The sequence below is a fragment of the Gottfriedia solisilvae genome (assembly GCF_002128405.1).
GTDB lineage: Bacteria > Bacillota > Bacilli > Bacillales > Bacillaceae_G > Gottfriedia > Gottfriedia solisilvae.
Window position 1 is genome coordinate 109,572 of the sequence record NZ_NETJ01000002.1, and the last position, 20,650, is coordinate 130,221.

Below are 20,650 nucleotides of genomic sequence, written 5' to 3' on the forward strand. Positions count from 1 at the left end.
TGTGGTGATTATTGCAATCATAAGAATTAACTTAACAGGGTGGTCTCATTGTTTTCTATTAGTCTGACATTTATTTTTTGTACGTAGTTAATGCACTGAAAGTTCATCTTTTTATAGGTGAACTTTTCTACGCTAGTAAATGCTTACAAATAGTAAAAATAACATAAAAATGTGTAAATATCCTGAAATGATTTCATTTTTATTAGATTTATAATGGAATAGATACAAATATAAATTGGAATGGAAGGGTGATTAGATTGTCAAAATCATATTGGTTAACAAATGTACGTCTGGAAAATGGGTTTACTTATCAAGAAAATGAAACAATTAACGGAACTGCAACTCAGATTTACAATGTAAAGGTTGAAAATGGGAAAATAGCTTCGATTATTTTAAAGAACGAACCGATTACGGATGGAATTCCTCAGCATGATGTGAACGGTCTTCTAATGATCCCTTCGTTTAAAGAAATGCATATTCACATTGATAAAACTTATTATGGTGGGCCATGGAAGGCATGTATTCCCGCTTATAATGGCGTAAGAACACGCATAGAAGAAGAACAAATTTTGTTACCTCAGTTATTACCAACTGCCAAAGAAAGAGCAGAAAAGATGCTCGATTTATTATTGAGTTACGGTTCAACGCATGTACGAACACACTGTAATGTAGACCCTGTCATCGGATTGAAAAATCTTGAAGCGACAATTGAAGCTTTAGAAGGATATAAAGATAAATTATCTTATGAAATCGTTGCGTTTCCACAACACGGACTATTGCGTAGCAACTCTGTAGGTCTAATTAAAGAAGCGATGAGAAATGGTGCCAACTTTGTTGGAGGAGTTGACCCAGCAACGATTGATGAAAATATTGAACGATCACTTGAAACAATTATGGATATCGCTGTAGAGTCAAATGCTGGTATTGATGTGCATTTACATGATCCAGACCATCTTGGCCTATTTACGATGCAACGTCTTGCTGCATTAACAGAAGAAGCTGGCTGGCAAGGTCGAGTAACTGTTAGTCATGCAAGTGGATTAGCAGACCTATCAGTTGTTGAAGCAACTAGCATTGCAGAAAGATTTGCAGAATTAGGTATCTCAATTACTTCAACTGTACCTATTTTTAGAACGATTCCAATCCCATTATTACATGAAAAAGGTGTAAAGGTTGAATTAGGTAATGATAGCCTAACTGATCATTGGTCACCATTTGGTATTGGTGATAATTTGGAAAAGGTAGGTCGCTTAGCTGAAAGATTCCGAATGATAGAAGAAAAATCATTAGCAAATAGTTTGCAATTTATCACTGGTGGAAAAACTCCTTTAAACAACAAAGGAGAAAAAGTTTGGCCACAAATTGGAGACGAAGCTAATATTGTCCTTGTTGAAGCAAGTTGTTCAGCTGAAGCAGTGGCAAGACGAGCAAAACGTGCAGCGGTTATCTTTAGAGGTAATATCGTAAGTGGTTCAATTTCTACGTTAGAAACAACGAATATCTAAACTTCATTTAAAGAGAGTGATGAAATGGAACAATCATATTGGCTGTTAAACGTTACACTTGATGATGGATTTATATTTGAAGACGGAAAAATTATTGGTACAAAAACAGAATTATACAATCTTTATATAAATAATGGTGTAATTGACACGATTCAATTAGCAGAAATACCAATTTATTCAACTAAAACATCAGTTCATGATGCAGGAAATTTATTAGCACTACCAGCTTTTAAAGAAATGCATAACCATCTTGATAAAACTTATTTAGGACTGCCGTGGAAGTCTTGCATTCCAGCTGCAAATTTAATAGAGCGTCTAAACTTAGAAGCAAAAGAGTTAGCTGAGCTTGCAAGTACAGGGCAACACCGAGCTGAGCAAATGCTTCAACTTTTATTAAAAGGTGGCGCAACTCACGTTAGAACACATGTAAATATCGACCCTTATATCGGTTTGAAAAATTTAGAAGAAATTCAAAAAGCACTTGAAACATTTGAGGGGAAAATGACTCATGAAATCGTCGCTTTTCCACAACATGGTTTGTTGCGAACAAATTCAAGCTCTTTAATGAGACAAGCGATGAATGAAGGTGCAACAATTGTAGGAGGTCTAGATCCAGGCGGTGTTGATTTAAATATCGAGGCTTCTCTGCATGAAATGATGGATATTGCTGTTGAATTTAATGCTGATATTGATATTCATATACACGACCCAGGTCATTTAGGTTTCTATACAATTCAAAAATTAACGTCTTTGATTGAAGATGCCAGATGGAACAATAGAGTTTCTTTAAGTCATGCCTTTGCACTAGGAGATGTGCCAATCGAAAAATCACGTGAAATGGCTAGTATTCTAGCAAATTTAGGCGTCTCGGTTATGTCAACAGTACCGATCAATCGTGTCATGCCACCAGTTGACTTACTACATGATTACGGAGTCCATGTTGCACTTGGCTGTGATGGGTTTTATGACTCATGGTCACCATATGGTACGGGCGATATGTTAGAAAAAGTTGGCCGTTTAGCTGAAAGATATAAATGGATAGATGAATATTCCTTATCCCAATCACTTCAATTTATAACCGGTGGAGTAAAGACACTGGACAAAGATGGCAAGCGCTTATGGCCAAATGTTGGTGATGAAGCAAGTATGGTACTTGTTGAGGCATCCTGTTCAGCAGAAGCTGTTGCAAGAAGAGCTAATCGCAATGCAGTGATTTCACATGGTAGACTCGCTTATGGAGGACTAGTTATAGAATCAGCATTGAAGTAAAATTGACTATTTATGAAGAGAAGGGATGAGTTCATGAAAGCAATTTATTGGTTAAAGAATGTACGATTAGAATGTGGCTATGAAAAAGAAAATGGTAGGGTAATAGGCACACAAACTGAACTAGCCCATTTGTTAATAGAGAATGGAATCATCGTGAAGATTGTGAAAGGTGAATTCATCGGAACCGACCTACATGAGGAAGATGCAGGAGGTTTATTATTATTACCTTCATTTATTGAAAAGCACGTTCATTTAGATAAAACATTAATGGGCGATGTTTGGAGAGCCTGCACACCTACCTCTAGTGTAATTGAACGATTTGAAAATGAAAAAAATGTACTTCCTACAATTGGAACGAGCACAAATAAACGTGCAGAAGCTTTACTTGATATCCTCTTAGCATCAGGGTCAGCACATGTACGAACGCATGTTGATATTTACCCGGAAATAGGATTGAAAAACTTGGAACAGGTTCAAATGGCATTAGAGAACTATTCTGATAAACTTAGCTCTGAGATTGTCGCATTTGCACAACATGGATTATTACGATCCAAATCTACTAAGTTAGTAAGAGAAGCATTAAGAAATGGTGCAGGAATTGTTGGAGCAGTTGACCCTGCCGTAGTTGACCAAAATATTGAAGCTTCTTTAGTTGAATTATTCGAATTAGCAACGGAAGGAAATGCTGATATTGACTTACACTTACATGATCCAGGTCATCTAGGTACTTTTACAATGAAAAGACTAGCAGCTTTAACAAAACAAGCGGGCTGGGAAGGAAGAGTTGCCATTAGCCATGCATTTGGATTAGGTGATGTTGCTAGGGAAGAAGCCAATGAGTTAGCAGATATGTTAGCGGATGCAGGGATCTCTATTGTCACTAGTGTCCCAATTAATCGAAATATGCCCCCAGTTGATTTATTAAATGAAAGAGGCGTAGAGGTATCAGTTGGGAATGATAATATCTTTGATGTTTGGTCTCCTTTAGGAACAGGCGATATTTTAGAGAGAGCTGGTCGTCTTGCTGAACGCTTTAAATGGATCGATGAAGTCTCTTTATCGCAATCTCTTAAATATATTACAGGTGGAATTACGCCATTAGATGTTAAAGGAAATCAAGTTTGGCCAAAAGTAGGCGATGTTGCTAATTTAGTATTTACCTCAGCAAGCTGCTCAGCTGAAGCCATTGCAAGGCGCACTGAACGGAAAGCTGTCATGTATAAAGGCAACATCGTATTTGGTTCTCTAGGTAAGCAAAATCAATCTATTCAAGTGTAAATGGTCTGTTCAAAAAAAGGATTTCTAGATTCATCTGGATTTCCTTTTTCGTTTGTTTAATAGATGTTCAGAAAGCAGGATTCTACCATGGTTAAATCTTATTTGTTTTTGCTAATTTGTGTAATCTGTTGGGGGAGCAATTTTGTTTTTGGAGCCATTTTAGTTAAGGCATTCCCACCGATGTTCCTTGCAGTATTCAGATTATTTTTTATCGTACTGTTTATGATGATCTATGCCGTTATGGTTAATAAATGGAAAAAGATTCATAAAAAAGACTGGTTCTTGATGTTTCTGTTAGGATTAATAGGTACTTGTATCAATCAATGGTCATTTTATGCAGCGCTAGAAACAGCACACCCAACAACCTCCGCATTAATACTTGCACTTGCACCGATTACGACGTCACTTTTAGCATCAATCTTTCTAAAAGAAAGAATAATAAGGCAATTTTGTTTCGGATCGATTGTTGCTCTTATAGGTGTCTTTTTAGTCATCACAAATGGTAAAGAGCTCAATTTTTCAATTGGACTGATTTGGATTTTTATCACGATGCTCACTTTTGCAATCTCGATCATCATGATCAAGAAATTAACAGAGAAGTATCATTCTATTACAATTTCACTCTATTCGAATATAATTGGATTTGGTAGTTTAGTACCTTTTCTGGCAACCGAAAAAACGTCAAAGATTAGTATGGATATTTATCCTTGGATTTTATTAATTGTCACTGCCATTTTGATGCATGGTATTTGTACTTTAATCTGGAATCATCAAATTCAAGTTGTCGGTGCTTCAAAGGCTGCCATGTTTTTGAATCTTGAACCATTTATCGCTATGCTTGTAGGACTGATTATTTTAAAAAATAATGTAACGATTTCTCAACTATCTGGGGGGCTCTTAATAATAATTGGTGTCATCCTTTCAACTTCTATGAAAATGAAAAAAGAAGTTGGAGAACAATTGTATTCACAAAAATCTTAGAAATGTAAACAAGGAGGGGGACAAGATGAAAAGCTTAAAAGACTCTGTAACGCTTTTTTCTTCTTTTCAATGGTTATTTTTTATTTTTGCAAACACTGTAGTAGTTCCAATTTCAATCGGAGCTGCATTTCATCTTCCTTCAAGTGTTACTGAAATGACGATGAGAAGCTCACTAATAATAACTGGAATCGCATCTTTTATTCAAGGTTGGAAGGGACATAAGTATCCAATTATGGAAGGGCATTCCGGTTTATTATGGGGCGTCATGTTGAATTTAGGATTAACTGCTCCTGCGATTGGTTTAAGCTATACCCAAATTGGGGGGGGCATTGCGACTGGATTTATAGCCGCAGGAATCGTAACGTTATTACTAGCTGCAATGAATCTAGTATCTTACGTGCAAAGAATTTTTCCACCAATGGTTATGACAGTCTATTTATTCCTACTATCCTTTCAGCTTATTTTTGTCTTTTTTAAAGGAATGCTTGGGATAGCGGAAGACGGAAAAATGAATCTACCAGTTAGCTTACTATCTTTAGGAATTGTTTTATTTGTTAGCATATTGAAGATAAAAGGATCTAAAAATATTAGCAATTTCTCAATCTTAATCGGTATGATTGTTGGTTGGATATTTTATGCTATTTTATTTTCCGATTCTACGCCAAAAATGGAATCGGCAAATGCTACATTTTCACTCTCCCCATTAGGTAAACCAAACCTAGAATTTGGAATCATAGCGATTGCTTTCTTTGCAGGATTAATGAATTTAAGTAATACCTTTGCTTCATTACAAGCGGCATCTGAAGTAACTGGAATCGAAGCGAAGCCGAAGCAATATCGTTATTCGCTTTTTTTAACAGGTTTGTTTTCAATGATTGCGCCGGTATTTGGACTTGTACCTTATACACCTTTTACATCATCAATTGGATTTCTACAAAGTACGCAACTTTACGAGCGAAAGCCGTTTTTAATTGGGGGAATGCTACTTACATTAGTTGGCTTAATTCCGCCGATTATTACATTTCTAGCAACAATGCCAATTACGGTTGGAAATGCTGTATTATTTGTTGCGTATATTCAATTATTTGGAACGGCTTTTAATAGTACAAAGGGGCAAGTATTTACATCCAATTCAATTTTTAGAATTGCAGCACCTGTATTAGTAGGTGTTAGTCTAATGAATATATCTCCTACAATATTCGGTGACTTACCAATGTATTTACAACCGTTTTTAACAAATGGGCTAATTATGGGTGTGATTATTTCTATTATGTTAGAGAAACTTGTAAATTGGGAGAAGTTATCATAATGAACCGGAATGGTTTTAAATAAAGTAAAAGACTGATTTCTATTTTTTTAACGGGTTAAAATATATAAATAGATAAGTAATTAGAGGACTAAATCGCATATGATTTGGTCCTCTTGTTTTTATTATGAAATTAACCTTTTAAATATGAATATGTATAAATTAACATTCTAATTGACAGGTTGACACTTAGAATTGTCTAGGGGGCTGTCCCTAAAATATAAAAAGTAGATTTTCACTATTTAAGAATATAGCTTTTTATAAATGCTAGTAATATTGCTAGTAATATTAAAATAGTTTCTTTTAGAGTCCACTCATCAACACATTTTCTTTTTGTATAAATGTAAAGGGGCGTCTCTTTGTCAGATAGACTTATGAGCCAGCCCCTATTTCAATTGCTGATAATATTGTTATTTACTAGATTAATTTGAGATTTTTTTCACTTACTAATTGCTGTGTTATTTAAAGTTTTGTACTTCAAATCCGAAACCGTTACTATTTTTTGAATCAGACTTTTTTGTTATTTATTTTATGGTAAAATATGGTTATTAAATTATTAATAGGAGGGGTTAAAATTTGAAAACGAAACAAAATATTCCATGGGAATTAATTAAAATAATTGCCTATTCATTTACGTTTGCGTTTATTATTAAACTATTTATTTTCTCTCCCTTTATAGTTGAAGGAGCATCAATGCAGCCAACTTTGCATAATGAAGATCATTTATTTGTTAATAAAGTAGCTTTACACATATCAGATGTAGAGCGCGGAGATGTCATTATTATCAAAAAAGAAAATAATCCAAAATACTATGTAAAACGTGTAGTGGGTCTTACTGGAGATAAGGTTGAGATAAAAGATGGAATACTAAATGTAAATGGAGTTCCAATCAAAGAAGATTACCTAGATAAAGGTTTAAAGGCCGAATATAAGAAGTATTTACAATATGATCGAGTGACAGTTCCGAAGAATTCTTATTTTGTAATGGGAGATAATCGTCTTAACAGCAAAGACAGTAGAAATGGATTAGATTACATTCAGAATTCAGAAATAGTAGGAAAAGTCCAAATCATATATTATCCGTTTAAGAGATTAAAATTTATAGAATAAAAAATACATAAGTTTCATGTATAACGTATGAATAGAATAGGAACCAATTATGAATACGTAAGTGTGAGAATTAAAGGGGATACTTTTGAAAGTATTTGTTACTAACAATTGTGTACTTTATCATAAATAGAAAATTACTTGATTAAGTCAAACAAATTCCCGGTGTTAGTTAAACAACCTAATAGGAAGAAGGAACATATTTATATGATGAGTTCTCTGTTTGGATTTTTAATTTTTATTGGTATCTTCTTAGTATTTGATGCAGTTAGAAAATTGAATAATAACATCATTACTCAGACTGAAGAAATAAAAAAATTACACGAGCGTTTAAAATAAGATACTTATTTTCTTTAAAATGATGCATGATCATGATCATTCAAGTCTTAAAAGTACAAATTTCAGTCCTAGCCAACTGTGGTGAGATGGCTGGGAGTATCCGAAATATCTTGTTTTAAAAAATAGAAATGCCAATAAATGCTTTTGCATCTATTGGCATTTTATATTTTTACACTTTATAGACAAGCCTCTAATGCGATTTGAAGCATTTTATTGAAAGATGTTTGTCTAGCTTCCGCACTAATTTCTTCATGTGTAACTAAAGAATCTGAAATAGTAAGTAATGAAGCTGCTTGCTTTCCTAATGTTTTCGCATTATGAAATAATGCATAGCTTTCCATTTCTGTACAAATACACTTATGGTTATTATAAAAATCGATATAGTTTGGTACAGAACTTTCATAATAAAACACATCACTCGAATGTATTCTTCCTCTAACAATAGGAATATTTATTTGCTTTGCAGTTTCTTCAATTTTATTCGTTAATAACTCAGAAGGGTACTGAATATCACCTTCTACACCTGCTTGAACGTTTGCATATGTAGATTGGCTCCAAGAACTATCTACAAGCACAATATCATGTATGTTCAATTCATCTGTATAAGTACCTGAACTACCAACACGGATAATATTTTCTACATCATAGAATTTATATAATTCGTAGGAATAGATTCCTATACTTGGCATTCCCATACCAGATCCCATTACAGATATTTGTTTTCCTTTATAAGATCCTGTATAGCCAAGCATATTACGGATACCATTAAACTGTATTGGATTTTCTAGAAATGTATCCGCAATATATTTCGCACGTAGCGGATCTCCTGGCATTAAAACTGTTTTAGCAATTTCTCCAACTTTAGCGGTATTATGTGGTGTTGTCATATAATTACCTCTCCATTTCTATTTTTTTAATCTACTTCATTATCAAAGCCTATCATTCAACTAATAACCCTCGTATATCAAGTAATTTGTTCATTCCTTATAAAATATATCCCTTTCAAAAATAAAGAAATAGATTAGATCATTTTTCAAGATATAAAAATAATACTACGACATACAGTGGTATAGTTAGTTGTCTAATTTATTTGATTATATTCCAACATATTAAATTAAGCAATTTTCTTAAGGTTAGTAATTTCAAGTTTTTGATGAAAATGAGGGGTGGTCGTGTCTACCATCACTATTTAACAGACGAGATTGCTAATAATTTATAACCCGATATAATATTCGTAAGGAGTGTTGATATGTACGGTGAAAATAAAAAAAAAATACCTCTATACGTAAATGTTTATGAAAAATTATTTAAACTAATTAGTGAGGGAGTCTATCCAATTGGAAGTAAGCTACCTTCAGAACTAGAACTTTCTAAGCTGATGAATGTTAGTAGAATGACTCTAAGACAAGCATTGGGATTACTAAAAGAGGATGGTTATATTGAAGCAATCCATGGACAAGGGAATTTTATAAAACAAAATGTGAATGTACGAAATGTTGGATTAGAAAAGATTGATAATACAGTTTCTCAATGTTGTACAGAAACAATTGATGATATAGATGCTTCTTTAGAAGTTAGTTTTTCAGACGATTTTGATTACATTAAAAAGATTTTTAATCAAGATTCAGCAGTAATGATCAGGTTTAATAGATGGTACAAGTGTAAACATAAAATAGTTGCGCATGCTTTTACAATGTTCCCAAGTGAGACAGCTTCCCAATATCAAATGAATCTAGGCGATCAGCACAGTATACTTAAAATACTAGAAGAAGATATTTATAGGTTAATTCATTCATCAACAATCGAAATAAAATATACAGAAACTGTCCTTCCATCTGAAAACCATGAATTACGTTCAAATAATAATTTATTCGTATTACTAATTGAGAATCTATATGACTCAATGGGAAATGTTGTACTTAAAAATAAGATTTATATTCCAGTCGAACTTAGTTCAATAAAAATTAATCGAATAAACAAATAAAATTTTCTTTTTTATAATATGTTCATTGAACTTTAGGAGTTGCTTACTGATATTATCCCCTTTAAAAAGAAAGGCAAGCTTTTTAAAAAGCTTGCCTTTTAACATTGCAATACGCCATTAACCATTCACTAATTGTATAAATTCATGCAGTTTATTTAATGATGTAATATTTTCATTACATTTCCTGCTATCTTTGCAAATGTAATTTCCTCTCTTTATAAAAGTACCTTGATCCGCACCTTTTGTTTTTGTCATGAACATTCCGATTTCTTCAAATTTATGGCAAAATGTACAAATTCCTTTTTTGTTTACTAGATTAAATGTACCTTGTAAGCCTATTAACTTTTGATTGTAGTAGGTAACAATATATTTTTTATTTGAGCCAATATCATCCCAACCCAAATAAGTAATTTCTGTTAGATCTAGATTTTCTAAAATAGGCATCTTTAGTTTTTTAGCTTTCGGGAATAATTTTTTTATTGCTTGTTCGGAAATCTTCTTAAAAGGAAATACATATGGCTTGATTTGCGCTAATACTTTTTCAGCTTTTGACTTATCTTCAATTGTGATAATTAGAGAAAGTAGCTGAATTTGTTCTTCGTTTATGTCAGAAAACATATTAAAAACTTTTTCATGTGTAAGAGATTTTAATGCGCGCAACACAATCCGATCATTAACAGTCGAATGTGCATTCACAAGCACTTGTATTTGTGTTCTGATGAAGTTATATTGATCACTTCTTATAAAGGGTTCCATTTTCTTCACTCCTAATCAAGGTATACCCATATACAATCATTAATTTTACTTTACACAATATACATCTAAATTAATATGTAGAAAATGATTAGCAGTCAAACTCGCCATAAAAAAAAGCACTGATACGCATCAGTGCTTTTATAGTTTATTTCGTATAAATAATTTTTTTAATCGTTTCAATAGAAAGGAAATATTCATCAGCTAATTGATCAATCGAGGTCCCAGCTTTATAAGCTTTTTTGATCTTGATATTTCTTTCGTCAATGAATTTTCTGGTTCCTGAACGAGAACCCCATTTTTTATGAGTCGTTTCTGGTTTTGGAATATAAATTGTTTCTCCCTGAACATACTTTTGAATTTCCGAAATCAATTTTTCAGGTAAAATAGCCGTTGCTTTTAAATATGTCATGACTGTAACGCCCCTTATTTATGTTTTGTCTAAAATAAGGTGCAAAGCCAATATTTAAAAAAGCTTACTTGGGCGATTAAATGTAGTACTCACCCCATGCAAAGTATCGCCTTTCCAATATTAGGCTTTGCATGAGACGTTGCAGAATCTGACAAACGCACATTACTTGTCATTTTCTATCACCTCCCTAAAGTAAAAATGTTAAATCAATTCCTTCTAATTATAAATGATGATTTAGGTAATTGTCGTTGTACATGTAAAAATCAAGAAATTTTAGAGTGCTAAGATAATCTTCAAAAGCTCTTTATTAAGAGTTGAAGAATTTTTAGGTTTTAGCCACTGATCCTTTATGATGACTGAATGACAGTTTGGGCTATTAAGATAGCTATAGATAATTTGCGCCTCATCAATTTCATCACGACTTACATCATACGATTCTTTCAATTCATAATTAAGAAAGTATGCTTGAGCGTTTAATTTAATTGCTTCTATTAATTGGTCAATCGATTTGTTATTCATTTGATAAATTTCACTAAAGAGAACTTGAGTACGTTTCACTAGAAACATCTTTATGGAAGTATCATCTAAGCGCTCAACTATAATGATATTATGATTTTTTTCGGTAAATTCAATCACTTTTTCTTTCTTTAATAGAAGTGAAACGGTGTCTATCCAGTCTCGATATTTAGTAGCTGCTTCAAAATTAAATTCTTCAGAAGCTTGGTGCATCATCTGTTGCATTTCCTCTATTAAGCTCATATCTGTTCGATTCAAAAAACCAATCAGTCGATTAATGATTGCGTTATATTCCTCAACTGCCTTACCACCTAAACAAACGCCATTGCATGTACCTAATGAATAATTAAGACAAGCACTATTTTTAAAAGTTGAAAATGCACAATTAATTTTAAAACAATCTTTTATGCCATTAATCGCTCGTTCAACTAAACTTCTACTCGTAAAAGGGCCAAAGATGAAAGAATTGTCAATGTCTGTTAGTTGATTGCTAACTTCGATTTTTCGGACTTTTTTATGAGAATCTATAACTAAGTAAGCAAAGGACTGTGGACTTTTCATCATTCGATTATAATGTGGCTTTATTTCTTTTATTAGGTGACATTCCAGCATAAAAGCATCGAATTCTGTATCTGTTTGAATCGTATCAAAATCCTTTAAATGCGCTACAAGTTTTTTAATTTTTGGGGAATGAGTCTTTGTATTTTGAAAATATGTTTGTACTCGCTTTTTCAAACTTTTCGCTTTTCCTACATATAAAATATGACCTTGTGAATCTTTCATTAAATAAACACCAGGAGTAAGAGGTAGATTTTTTACTTTTTCTTGTAGATTAATGTTGATTCATTCCTTTTCTAAATATATATTTTCCATTTTATCACGAGAATGAAGAGCTTGGTGTATTCGCATTTTTCAATTGTATAAAAATTTTCATCTGACAAGGAAGAGAAAAAGCATAAACGAAGTAGGAGTCGCGTAAAAATTGACTACAGAGGATATCTGTAAAAATAGAAGGAGACGTGATCAAATGAAAACGATATATACAACATCTTCCTTCTTCACATGGATTGTTGCTTGCATCTTGAATGCTGTCATTATTTTGGGATGTTTTAAATTCGCTAATGTAATTGACTGGTCTTATCTAGACCTGGCTTTCTTTTTATATCTTGTCATTTTACTTTTTTACTTTATATGTCTTAAAAAAGATGAGGGCTTTCCAGCGCTTTTCAGACAGCATATTCTTCGCAAAAAATTCTTATTGCTACATGTATCAGCATTTGAAGTGACACTAATCCTAGTGAGCGTTTTCCATATTGTAAGAGCAATCATTTTATATAGAGATGCAATTGTAACGCTTTTTTAAAGGGACAACAGATCTATTCTGTTGTTTTTTTATGTCTCGAAAATCATTTTAAATATTGTATAATTTGTTTAGGTGATGAACATGTTTTTAAAGAAAATAACACTATTACATGAAGATATACCCTCTTTTTCTACCTATCCTTTCTCAATACCTTCAATTCGAAAGTTAGATGAGCTGAATTTAGAAAGTAATATTACATTTTTGGTTGGAGAAAATGGTTCTGGTAAATCAACTCTATTAGAAGCGATTGCTGACAAATGTGGATTTCATACAGCTGGTGGGGGACGTAATAATAGCTATGAAGTATTTGCGTCTGGATCTTCACTCAGTAACTATATAAGACTATCTTGGTTGCCAAAAATAACAAATGGCTTCTTTTTAAGAGCGGAGTCTTTTTATCATTTTGCAACTTATCTTGATGAAATGGATGATCCAAGAGCATATAATAGCTACGGCGGAAAATCATTACATGAACAATCTCACGGTGAATCATTTTTGTCATTATTTTTAAATCGTTTTAATGGAGATGCGATCTACTTACTAGATGAGCCTGAGGCTGCACTTTCTCCAGCAAGACAATTAACTTTTTTAAAAATTCTCCATGATTTAGCTGAAGAAGGCAATTCCCAATTTATTATCGCTACGCATTCACCAATCTTACTTGGTTGTCCTAATGCGAATATATTAAGCTTCGATAACGGCGAAATATCCAAAATAGCATATGAAGACACAGACCATTATCAAATCACAAAATACTTCTTACAGCATCGAGAAAAATTTTTAGCAGACTTATTAAGAGAAGATGATGAGTAGTAAATAAATATAAAGACAGTAAAAAGCAGAGTATGTAATAGAGCATACTTTGCTTTTTTTACAAATCATTTGAATTCTTGATTACTACGTAAAACTGTAATGAAGCCATCTAATATGTCATGACTGACTGTGAAACCTTTTCGTTTATAAAATTCTAGGGCATCTTCATTGCCATTAGAAACATAAATGAAATAATCATCTACATCATCAAATTGTTTTAACCAATTCATTGACATTTTAAATAGGATGGACCCTACTCCATATTTTCTGTATTTTTCTTTTATATAAAACTGGGATAAGCAACCAACATTTTGTTTCTCAACAGATGATAGGTCAAAAAAAGTAGCAAAGCTGTTTGAATAAACTTCTTTTGGTGAGATATTTGCATAAACATAACCTACTATTTTATCAGCATCTTTTACGATCACTATATAGTTATGTATGGCATTTTTAACTGATGGAACTAATCTCGTATCGAAATTCATGCTATCAAATAATTCTGGTGTAATATGTGCTTTTGATTTCTGGAATGCCATTAGTTCATTACATAAATCTCTACAATATTCTATTTTTTCTTCTGATATCACTTCATAAATTAAGTTCAAACTTCCCACTCCCATAGGCGAATTTTTCTGACGATCAGTCTCTATTATCTGAAAGCTTGTTACAAATAATTTTATTACATAGAGAAAAAGAATCGCAACTATTTATAGATGCTTCAATTGATGTTAGAAGCCATTTTCTACAAGTTTGTATCTTTTTGAGTTTTTAACTATGCAGACATAAGCTGATTACAATGGATGGTGAGAGACTCCTGTGACCCCGGAGGCTTATTATTTGGCTCAGATCAATCCCTACGGTAAGGGAGCATCCTGGAGTTGTAATCAACTAACGCATTCAATTCAATTCACGGATTATGAAGAAAATACCATGCATATTTAACCCCCAAAATGCACAAACTTAGTTGCTAGGAGTGAGTAACTAAATGGATTTACAAAATGGTAGTTTCAAAAATAAATATAAAATACGCTCATCGACAATTAATATCGATGGGAATATCGAAGAAAATGAGGATTTAATCCGTAAAATATTTTCAACCTCTGATATCAGAAAAAAGATTTTAGTTATCAATAAAAAGCAAGCCTTTCTATTTTATTTGACGGGTTTAGTAGATGAACAAAAGGTTGATTCATTTGTAAATAATATTTCAGCTAGTTCAGATGAACTTGAACTGTTTATGAGTAATAATGCTGTTAGATCAAATAAAATTGTAGACATAGAGAAATCGATTTTAGAAGGTAAAAGTATTTTATTTTTAGAAAATGAGCCTGCAGCTTTTATTTATTCAACAGAAAACTTAATGCAAAGACCTTTTTCTCCACCAACAATTGATAATTCACTGAAGGGTACAAAAATATCTTTTGTTGAAACATACCAAACAAATATTGCACTACTTAGAAGATATATTACTACTAGTAGTTTTCGTACACATCAAACTGAAATAGGAACTGAAAATAAGCGTACTGTTTCACTTGCATATATAGATGGAGTAGTAGATGAGGAGTTATTATCTTCAATACAGAAAAAAATTTCGGAAATAAAGGAAGATTCTATTTTAAATGTGAATCAATTGGCTCAATTGTTAGAAAGAAATCCAATCTCACCGTTTCCTCAATTATTAACAACTGAACGTCCCGACGAGGCTGCTTCTGCTTTACTCAAAGGGAGAGTCATTTTGATTTTAGATCGGTCAGCGGAAGTCGTTGTACTTCCTTCTAATTTTTTATCTTTCTTTCAAAGTATTGATGACTATTCTTCAAGAACACTTGTCGGTTCATTTAATCGGATCCTTAGAGTCGTCGCTTTTTTTATCACGCTATTTTTACCAGGTTTATATATTGCCATCATTTCTTTTAACTATGAAATTGTTCCATTGAAATTACTAATTTCAATAGGGGAATCTCGGACAAGAGTTCCATTTGATCCTTTGGTTGAAGCAATCATTATGGAAATTACACTGGAAATGTTAAGAGAAGCTGGAATTCGACTACCGGCTCCAATTAGTACGACTGTAGGTGTAGTAGGAGGAATCGTAATTGGTCAAGCTGCAGTTCAAGCAGCGATTGTTAGTAATATCATGGTTATTGTTGTTGCTCTCACAGCAATTTCGTCTTTTATTATTCCGAACTTTGAAATGGCGTCTAGTTTAAGGATTGTTAGGTTTCCAATCATGGTAATGGCTTCTTTATTCGGGTTAATTGGTCTTGTTGTTAGTACGATGGTCCTCATTGTACACGGCTTGACATTAACTAATTTTAATACATCATACACCGTACCATTTTCACCACTAAAGATTTCACAACTAAATGATACTTTATTTAGAATACCGTTAAGATTTCTATGGAATAAAAAAAACAAACGGAACGAGTAAATAAATTTGTTGGAAGGGATATGTCATGAATGGGAAGATAAATATATCAATATTACAATTCATATTAATAATATTTGGCGTTCAAATCGGCATAGGCATGTTAGCCCTTCCACGTGAATTAGCAGATAAATCTGGTACAAGTAGTTGGATTGCAATCATTTTGGGTGGCTTTATTAGTACAATCATCAGTATTACTTTTATAAAGATAAGAGAAAAGGCACCAACAAAAAGTTTCGTTGACTTTTTTACATTTTATTTAGGAAAAATACTTGGAAAAGTCATTGTATTTTTCTTTTCCATTTATTTTTTGTGTATGGGATATACGGTATTAGTAAGAACAATTCTTTATATTCAATCTTATATACTTCAACAAACAAGTGTAACGATTGTTTTATTAATATTTTTAGTTCCAACATTTCAATTAGTGTCTGGTGGTGTGCATTTAATTGCTAAATATATAGAGACAATTTTTCCTATTATCGTATTTGTATTACTAATGCTTCTTTTTACGTTGAAAGATATGAATATATATTTTATTTTGCCAATCATCAAAGATGGGTGGATGCCTATCTTTAAAACAATCCCAACTACAACAATGTCGTTTTTAGGAATTGAAATCATCATGATAGTTTACCCTTATTTAAAAGAAAAAGATAAGGCAATAAAAGGAGTCATTATTGGGAATGCAATGAGTACATTTACATATTTATTTGTGACATTGATTTGTTTCGTAGTTTATAGTCCATATGAAATATCAAGAATTTATGAGCCGGTTATCGATATTTTAAGTGTTCTTGAATTTCAATACGTCGAAAGACTAGATTTCGTGTTATTGTCACTATTTCTATTGGTTATTTCTAAAACCTGGGTCACATATTTGTGGGCGGGAATGTGTGGCATAACTGAGTTATTTAATATAAAAAGGTTTATCATCATACTTTTCCTCCTTTTTATTGTATTTGTATTGATTACTTACCTAGTAATTCCTACTTTTACAACGACAAATATTTGGATTAATTATATTACGAACACTGGAATTTGCATTATTATTGGGATACCTATCATTTTGTGGATAGGTGGTTTAATCAAAAAATGATATAGGGTGAATAGAGTTTGAAGCTTTTTCAAGTATGTATACTTAGTGTTTTCTTATTTATTGGTGTAACAGGTTGTAGAGATAAAATGAATATAGAAGATATAACAATGTCACTATTATTAGGTTTAGATGTAAATGAAGAAGGTAAAGTTGAAATGTTTATGTCAAGCCCTGTCTTTAGTGAAGATGCAAAAGAAAAAAATGAACATTTTGAAGTGAAAACTTTGTCTATGAAGGAAGCTAGAAATTACTTTGATTCAATGGCAACTGGAATTACTTCGGGTGGTAAAGTTCAAGCCGTATTAATAGGTTCAAAGATGATTGAACATAAAAACTGGTATTCAACTTTAGATTTTTTATATCGGGATCCGAAGTTGAGACTAAACGCAGATATTGTTTTTGTTAATGGTTCAGTTTCAGATGTTTTTGATCTTGATTTAAAAGATAAACCAAGATTATCAATTTTTTTACCACAATTATTGGAAACTGCAAACTTTAGAGAAGTTGCGGTAAGAACTTCATTACGGAATTATTATCAAATGTATTATGATAAAGGAATCACACCGTTTGCACCAGAACTCAGTATAGTAGAAAATAAATTAAAGATGACTGGGACGACATTATTAAACGATCAGAATTTGTATAGTAAGACTTTATCTATGAAAGAAACGCAGTTGTTTAAAATCTTAAATGATAAAGTGGAAGGGCAGTTATCATATACACTGGCTCTAGATAAATTTAAAAAAGATGTTGATATTTTCAAAGAAAATGCAGTTAGTTTCTATGCGAAGGATATTAGAAGAAGGATTCATAAAAAATATAAAAAAGGTCAATACCAATATAATATTAATCTAAAAATGCCAATTGTCATTAATGAATCGCCAATTAAGTTAAATGATCAAACAGAAAAATCTTTACGAGATGAAATAGAAAAGGAATTAGAGAAGGAATTAAATGATTTAGTAACATCATTCCAAGAAGCAAAAGTTGACCCTCTAGGTTTAGGAATTTATGCATCCGCCTTTAATCATTCAGTATGGAAGAAAAATGATGATAAATGGATTTCATTCTATGAAAAAGCCAAAATTAAAGTGAATGTTGAAATCATTATTTTTGATAAGGGTATATCAATGTAAAAAGGGGTACTGTTCGGATAGAACAGTACCTTTTATTATGTTTCATTTCAGTTTCACAGTTCTCGTATCACTCATGTTTCCACTCGAATCTTTGGCATAAACTTTAATAGACATTCCTTTTTGAGGACTTGGTATCTTCAATTGAAAGTTTCCATTTGAGTTGGTTTTGGTCGTAAATACTTCATGATCTATCTCGATAAAAATAGTAACAAATTTTTCTGATGTTCCAGAAAGTGAATTAATCGTTTTTGTTATCGGATGTATTGTCGGAGTTGTTGGAGCTGTTTTATCTAATACAATCGTTTCGGTCGATGCTTCCTTATAAAACGCATTTTTGCTTTTCACAATTACTGTTAGCTTTTTACCTGCTAATTGCTTGTTAATCTTAATGTTAAAGTTCCCATTTTGATTTGCAATACCTTTGGCAATCGTATCGTTTCCTGAATGAATACTTACCATTGCATTACCTTGTGTAAAACCACTAATCTTTAAGCTTTTATCAGATACCGCACTTACAAAAGGAGTTGTAATCGGTTTGGTCACAATGTAGTTTGACCCATCTGATAATGTAATTCGATATTGATCTGCTGTTAATGAAAACTGTGAGACAGTTGTTGGCGTAGTACTAATACTAGTAAAATATTGAATGTTTTTACCACTAGATTCAAAATCTAATTGTTTAATTGGGAAAATTTCATTAAAAGTCGTTGATGCAAAACCACGAATCGGATTCATTTGTCCAAAATATTCTTTTAGGTATGATGGATTATGCTGTTTCATCGTGATGGAGTCATTTAATTTAATTGTATTTGTATCTATAGTTTTTGTAGGGATTGTTTGTCCTATATTAAAAATTTGATTTGCAGTATGTTGTGTGTCAGAAAGCACTTCGTCTTGAATACATGTTATTTTCTTTTCTTTTAAATAAATGATGGTTCGATAAACAGTAACACCAGAATAAATCGTATGTTCACCAGTCATGATGACACTGTCTTTATTTTCTACTACATTAGAAATTTTTGATTTCCCCACATTTTCTAATGAAATTGGATATGATTTGCCATCAATCGTGACAACGTTGTGAGCAAAGGTTGTACGTAAATATTTTTGAACTGCTTCTCTTGTGTTGTAATTATACTTGCCACTATCAATGAAAATATCTTGTCCATTTTGAGAAAATAGAAATGATAAATCATCAGCGTGCTTATGAACGACGCTAAAATTACTTGCAGAAAAGACGATGGATGAAGTATCATCTCCCCAACCATCACGAATCACAGCCAGTGAATCAGATACATTAGTAACAAGAGGAGGTTGCTTTCCTTTTTCTCCTTTTGTTATCACATATTCAAATTCAGGATCCAGTTTTGAGTAAGAGTTTGTGATTTGTGCAGAAGTATAATCTGAATCTCCTAAACCAGGTAATCTAAAGTCGGATAAAACAATTTTTGAAAATGCATTTTGACCCTTTAATACTAATTGTGACAATTCTGGATCCTCAGCAATTTTATTAATATCTTCAATTAAGTTCATCACTAGTAAAAAATAAAGTGGACTATGTTCTTTATGTAAACCTTCTGGGGTAAAGTCTTTTAAGATATGTTGCTTTGTTCGATATAAGGCATGTTCCTTCCAAACTGAGCTTGTTGAAAACTCAGGAAAATAAGAGGCCAATTCAATTAAAGATCGATCTTCATAAATTCCATGATTTGAACGGAAGTTATAGTATTGATCATCGTTTAAAACAACGCCATGTTTTCTAAGTATGACTTTCAAATAGTTTTGAATATCTTTAGTTGCAATAGGAGAACTCACATAGTAGTGATAGAAATACATTAAATTATTTGTACGGTTCGCCATTGCATGTGATTCATATGTATACGAATCTGTAGCTTTTTCTGGAGAATGATTTACTTTCCAAAATGATTGAATCATCTCTAGTCCATAAGTTAAGTATTTTGGATCATTCGTCATTTCATAAGCATTGGTTAAATAACTCAATGCATCCAAGCTTTGATAATACAATCGCCATGTCGTACTTTTGTAGGGATCTTCTTTCCAATTTACAGGTAGCGTTATTTTATAAGCTGGATAATTAGGGGAAACAAATAATTCTCCACTTAAAATTTTTTCTGCATATTCCAATGTGTTATCCGAAACAGCACTTCTCTTTGTTATGTATATTTCCTTATTCTCTTCTGCAAATGTTTGTATTGAAGATGATATCAAAATAGCCACGGTTAAAAAAGTACATAGAATCTGTTTCATAAACCCTCCATTTAACGAATATTCTAAATATTTATTATACAACAAATATAGAATACTTTCTTACCTGAATTTATGAATCTAGTCGAAAAAGAG

Annotated in this window: 19 protein-coding genes; 13 read left to right on the plus strand and 6 right to left on the minus strand. The window is 32.2% G+C overall.

The window, feature by feature from the left end; all coding sequences use genetic code 11:
- Nucleotides 1-251 precede the first annotated feature (251 nt).
- The 7 genes from CAB05_RS04940 (at nt 252) to CAB05_RS22335 (ending at nt 7,785) form a co-directional block, all read left to right on the plus strand.
- A complete protein-coding gene (locus tag CAB05_RS04940; RefSeq protein WP_371870387.1) occupies nt 252-1,505 on the plus strand; it encodes an amidohydrolase family protein in 1,254 nt (417 codons plus the stop codon).
- A gap of 24 nt (nt 1,506-1,529) precedes the next feature.
- Nucleotides 1,530-2,774: an amidohydrolase gene (locus tag CAB05_RS04945; protein ID WP_087998730.1), complete on the plus strand. Its 1,245-nt coding sequence runs from the start codon at nt 1,530-1,532 to the stop codon at nt 2,772-2,774.
- A gap of 33 nt (nt 2,775-2,807) precedes the next feature.
- Nucleotides 2,808-4,052, plus strand: a complete 1,245-nt coding sequence (locus CAB05_RS04950; RefSeq protein ID WP_087998731.1) for an amidohydrolase — start codon at nt 2,808-2,810, stop codon at nt 4,050-4,052.
- A gap of 87 nt (nt 4,053-4,139) precedes the next feature.
- Nucleotides 4,140-5,033, plus strand: coding sequence for a DMT family transporter (locus CAB05_RS04955; protein ID WP_087998732.1), 894 nt, complete (start codon nt 4,140-4,142; stop codon nt 5,031-5,033).
- Nucleotides 5,034-5,058: 25 nt separating this feature from the next.
- A complete protein-coding gene (locus tag CAB05_RS04960; protein WP_087998733.1) occupies nt 5,059-6,342 on the plus strand; it encodes a uracil/xanthine transporter in 1,284 nt (427 codons plus the stop codon).
- Nucleotides 6,343-6,915: 573 nt separating this feature from the next.
- Complete coding sequence (gene lepB / locus CAB05_RS04965) at nt 6,916-7,449, plus strand: signal peptidase I (RefSeq protein ID WP_087998734.1); 534 nt, start codon at nt 6,916-6,918, stop codon at nt 7,447-7,449.
- 162 nt (nt 7,450-7,611) lie between these two features.
- Complete coding sequence (locus tag CAB05_RS22335) at nt 7,612-7,785, plus strand: hypothetical protein (RefSeq protein WP_217348560.1); 174 nt, start codon at nt 7,612-7,614, stop codon at nt 7,783-7,785.
- Nucleotides 7,786-7,961: 176 nt separating this feature from the next.
- Here the strand turns inward: CAB05_RS22335 and deoD are convergent, their stop codons facing one another.
- Nucleotides 7,962-8,672, minus strand: coding sequence for a purine-nucleoside phosphorylase (gene deoD / locus CAB05_RS04970; protein ID WP_087998735.1), 711 nt, complete (start codon nt 8,670-8,672; stop codon nt 7,962-7,964).
- A gap of 362 nt (nt 8,673-9,034) precedes the next feature.
- On the opposite strand from deoD, the gene CAB05_RS04975 reads away from it, so the two are divergent.
- A complete protein-coding gene (locus tag CAB05_RS04975) occupies nt 9,035-9,769 on the plus strand; it encodes a GntR family transcriptional regulator (protein WP_087998736.1) in 735 nt (244 codons plus the stop codon).
- Nucleotides 9,770-9,886: 117 nt separating this feature from the next.
- Here the strand turns inward: CAB05_RS04975 and CAB05_RS04980 are convergent, their stop codons facing one another.
- The 3 genes from CAB05_RS04980 to CAB05_RS04990 form a co-directional block, all read right to left on the minus strand.
- A complete protein-coding gene (locus CAB05_RS04980) occupies nt 9,887-10,525 on the minus strand; it encodes a FusB/FusC family EF-G-binding protein (protein ID WP_087998737.1) in 639 nt (212 codons plus the stop codon).
- Between the two features lie 145 nt (nt 10,526-10,670).
- The gene (locus CAB05_RS04985) at nt 10,671-10,934 is read right to left on the minus strand and encodes a CD3324 family protein (protein ID WP_087998738.1); all 264 of its coding nucleotides are present in this window, start codon (nt 10,932-10,934) and stop codon (nt 10,671-10,673) included.
- 273 nt (nt 10,935-11,207) lie between these two features.
- A complete protein-coding gene (locus CAB05_RS04990) occupies nt 11,208-12,293 on the minus strand; it encodes a UvrB/UvrC motif-containing protein (protein WP_503487624.1) in 1,086 nt (361 codons plus the stop codon).
- A gap of 184 nt (nt 12,294-12,477) precedes the next feature.
- On the opposite strand from CAB05_RS04990, the gene CAB05_RS04995 reads away from it, so the two are divergent.
- Both CAB05_RS04995 and CAB05_RS05000 read left to right on the plus strand, forming a co-directional pair.
- A complete protein-coding gene (locus CAB05_RS04995) occupies nt 12,478-12,813 on the plus strand; it encodes a hypothetical protein (RefSeq protein ID WP_087998740.1) in 336 nt (111 codons plus the stop codon).
- An 81-nt stretch (nt 12,814-12,894) separates the two neighbouring features.
- On the plus strand, nt 12,895-13,626 hold the full coding sequence (locus tag CAB05_RS05000) for an AAA family ATPase (RefSeq protein ID WP_087998741.1): 732 nt from the start codon (nt 12,895-12,897) through the stop codon (nt 13,624-13,626).
- A 65-nt stretch (nt 13,627-13,691) separates the two neighbouring features.
- Here CAB05_RS05000 and CAB05_RS05005 read toward each other — a convergent pair whose 3' ends face one another.
- Nucleotides 13,692-14,240, minus strand: coding sequence for a GNAT family N-acetyltransferase (locus tag CAB05_RS05005; protein ID WP_235821405.1), 549 nt, complete (start codon nt 14,238-14,240; stop codon nt 13,692-13,694).
- A gap of 371 nt (nt 14,241-14,611) precedes the next feature.
- Here CAB05_RS05005 and CAB05_RS05010 point away from each other — a divergent pair, with 371 nt between their 5' ends.
- From CAB05_RS05010 to CAB05_RS05020, 3 genes are read left to right on the plus strand one after another with little or no spacing between them, the layout of a single operon-like run.
- A complete protein-coding gene (locus CAB05_RS05010) occupies nt 14,612-16,057 on the plus strand; it encodes a spore germination protein (RefSeq protein ID WP_087998743.1) in 1,446 nt (481 codons plus the stop codon).
- Nucleotides 16,058-16,082: 25 nt separating this feature from the next.
- A complete protein-coding gene (locus tag CAB05_RS05015) occupies nt 16,083-17,153 on the plus strand; it encodes a GerAB/ArcD/ProY family transporter (RefSeq protein WP_087998744.1) in 1,071 nt (356 codons plus the stop codon).
- 17 nt (nt 17,154-17,170) lie between these two features.
- Entirely contained in the window at nt 17,171-18,289 is a 1,119-nt protein-coding gene (locus CAB05_RS05020; protein WP_087998745.1) for a Ger(x)C family spore germination protein, read from the plus strand.
- 42 nt (nt 18,290-18,331) lie between these two features.
- On the opposite strand, the gene CAB05_RS05025 is transcribed toward CAB05_RS05020, so the two are convergent.
- A complete protein-coding gene (locus tag CAB05_RS05025; RefSeq protein WP_087998746.1) occupies nt 18,332-20,557 on the minus strand; it encodes a heparinase II/III domain-containing protein in 2,226 nt (741 codons plus the stop codon).
- Nucleotides 20,558-20,650: the final 93 nt, after the last annotated feature.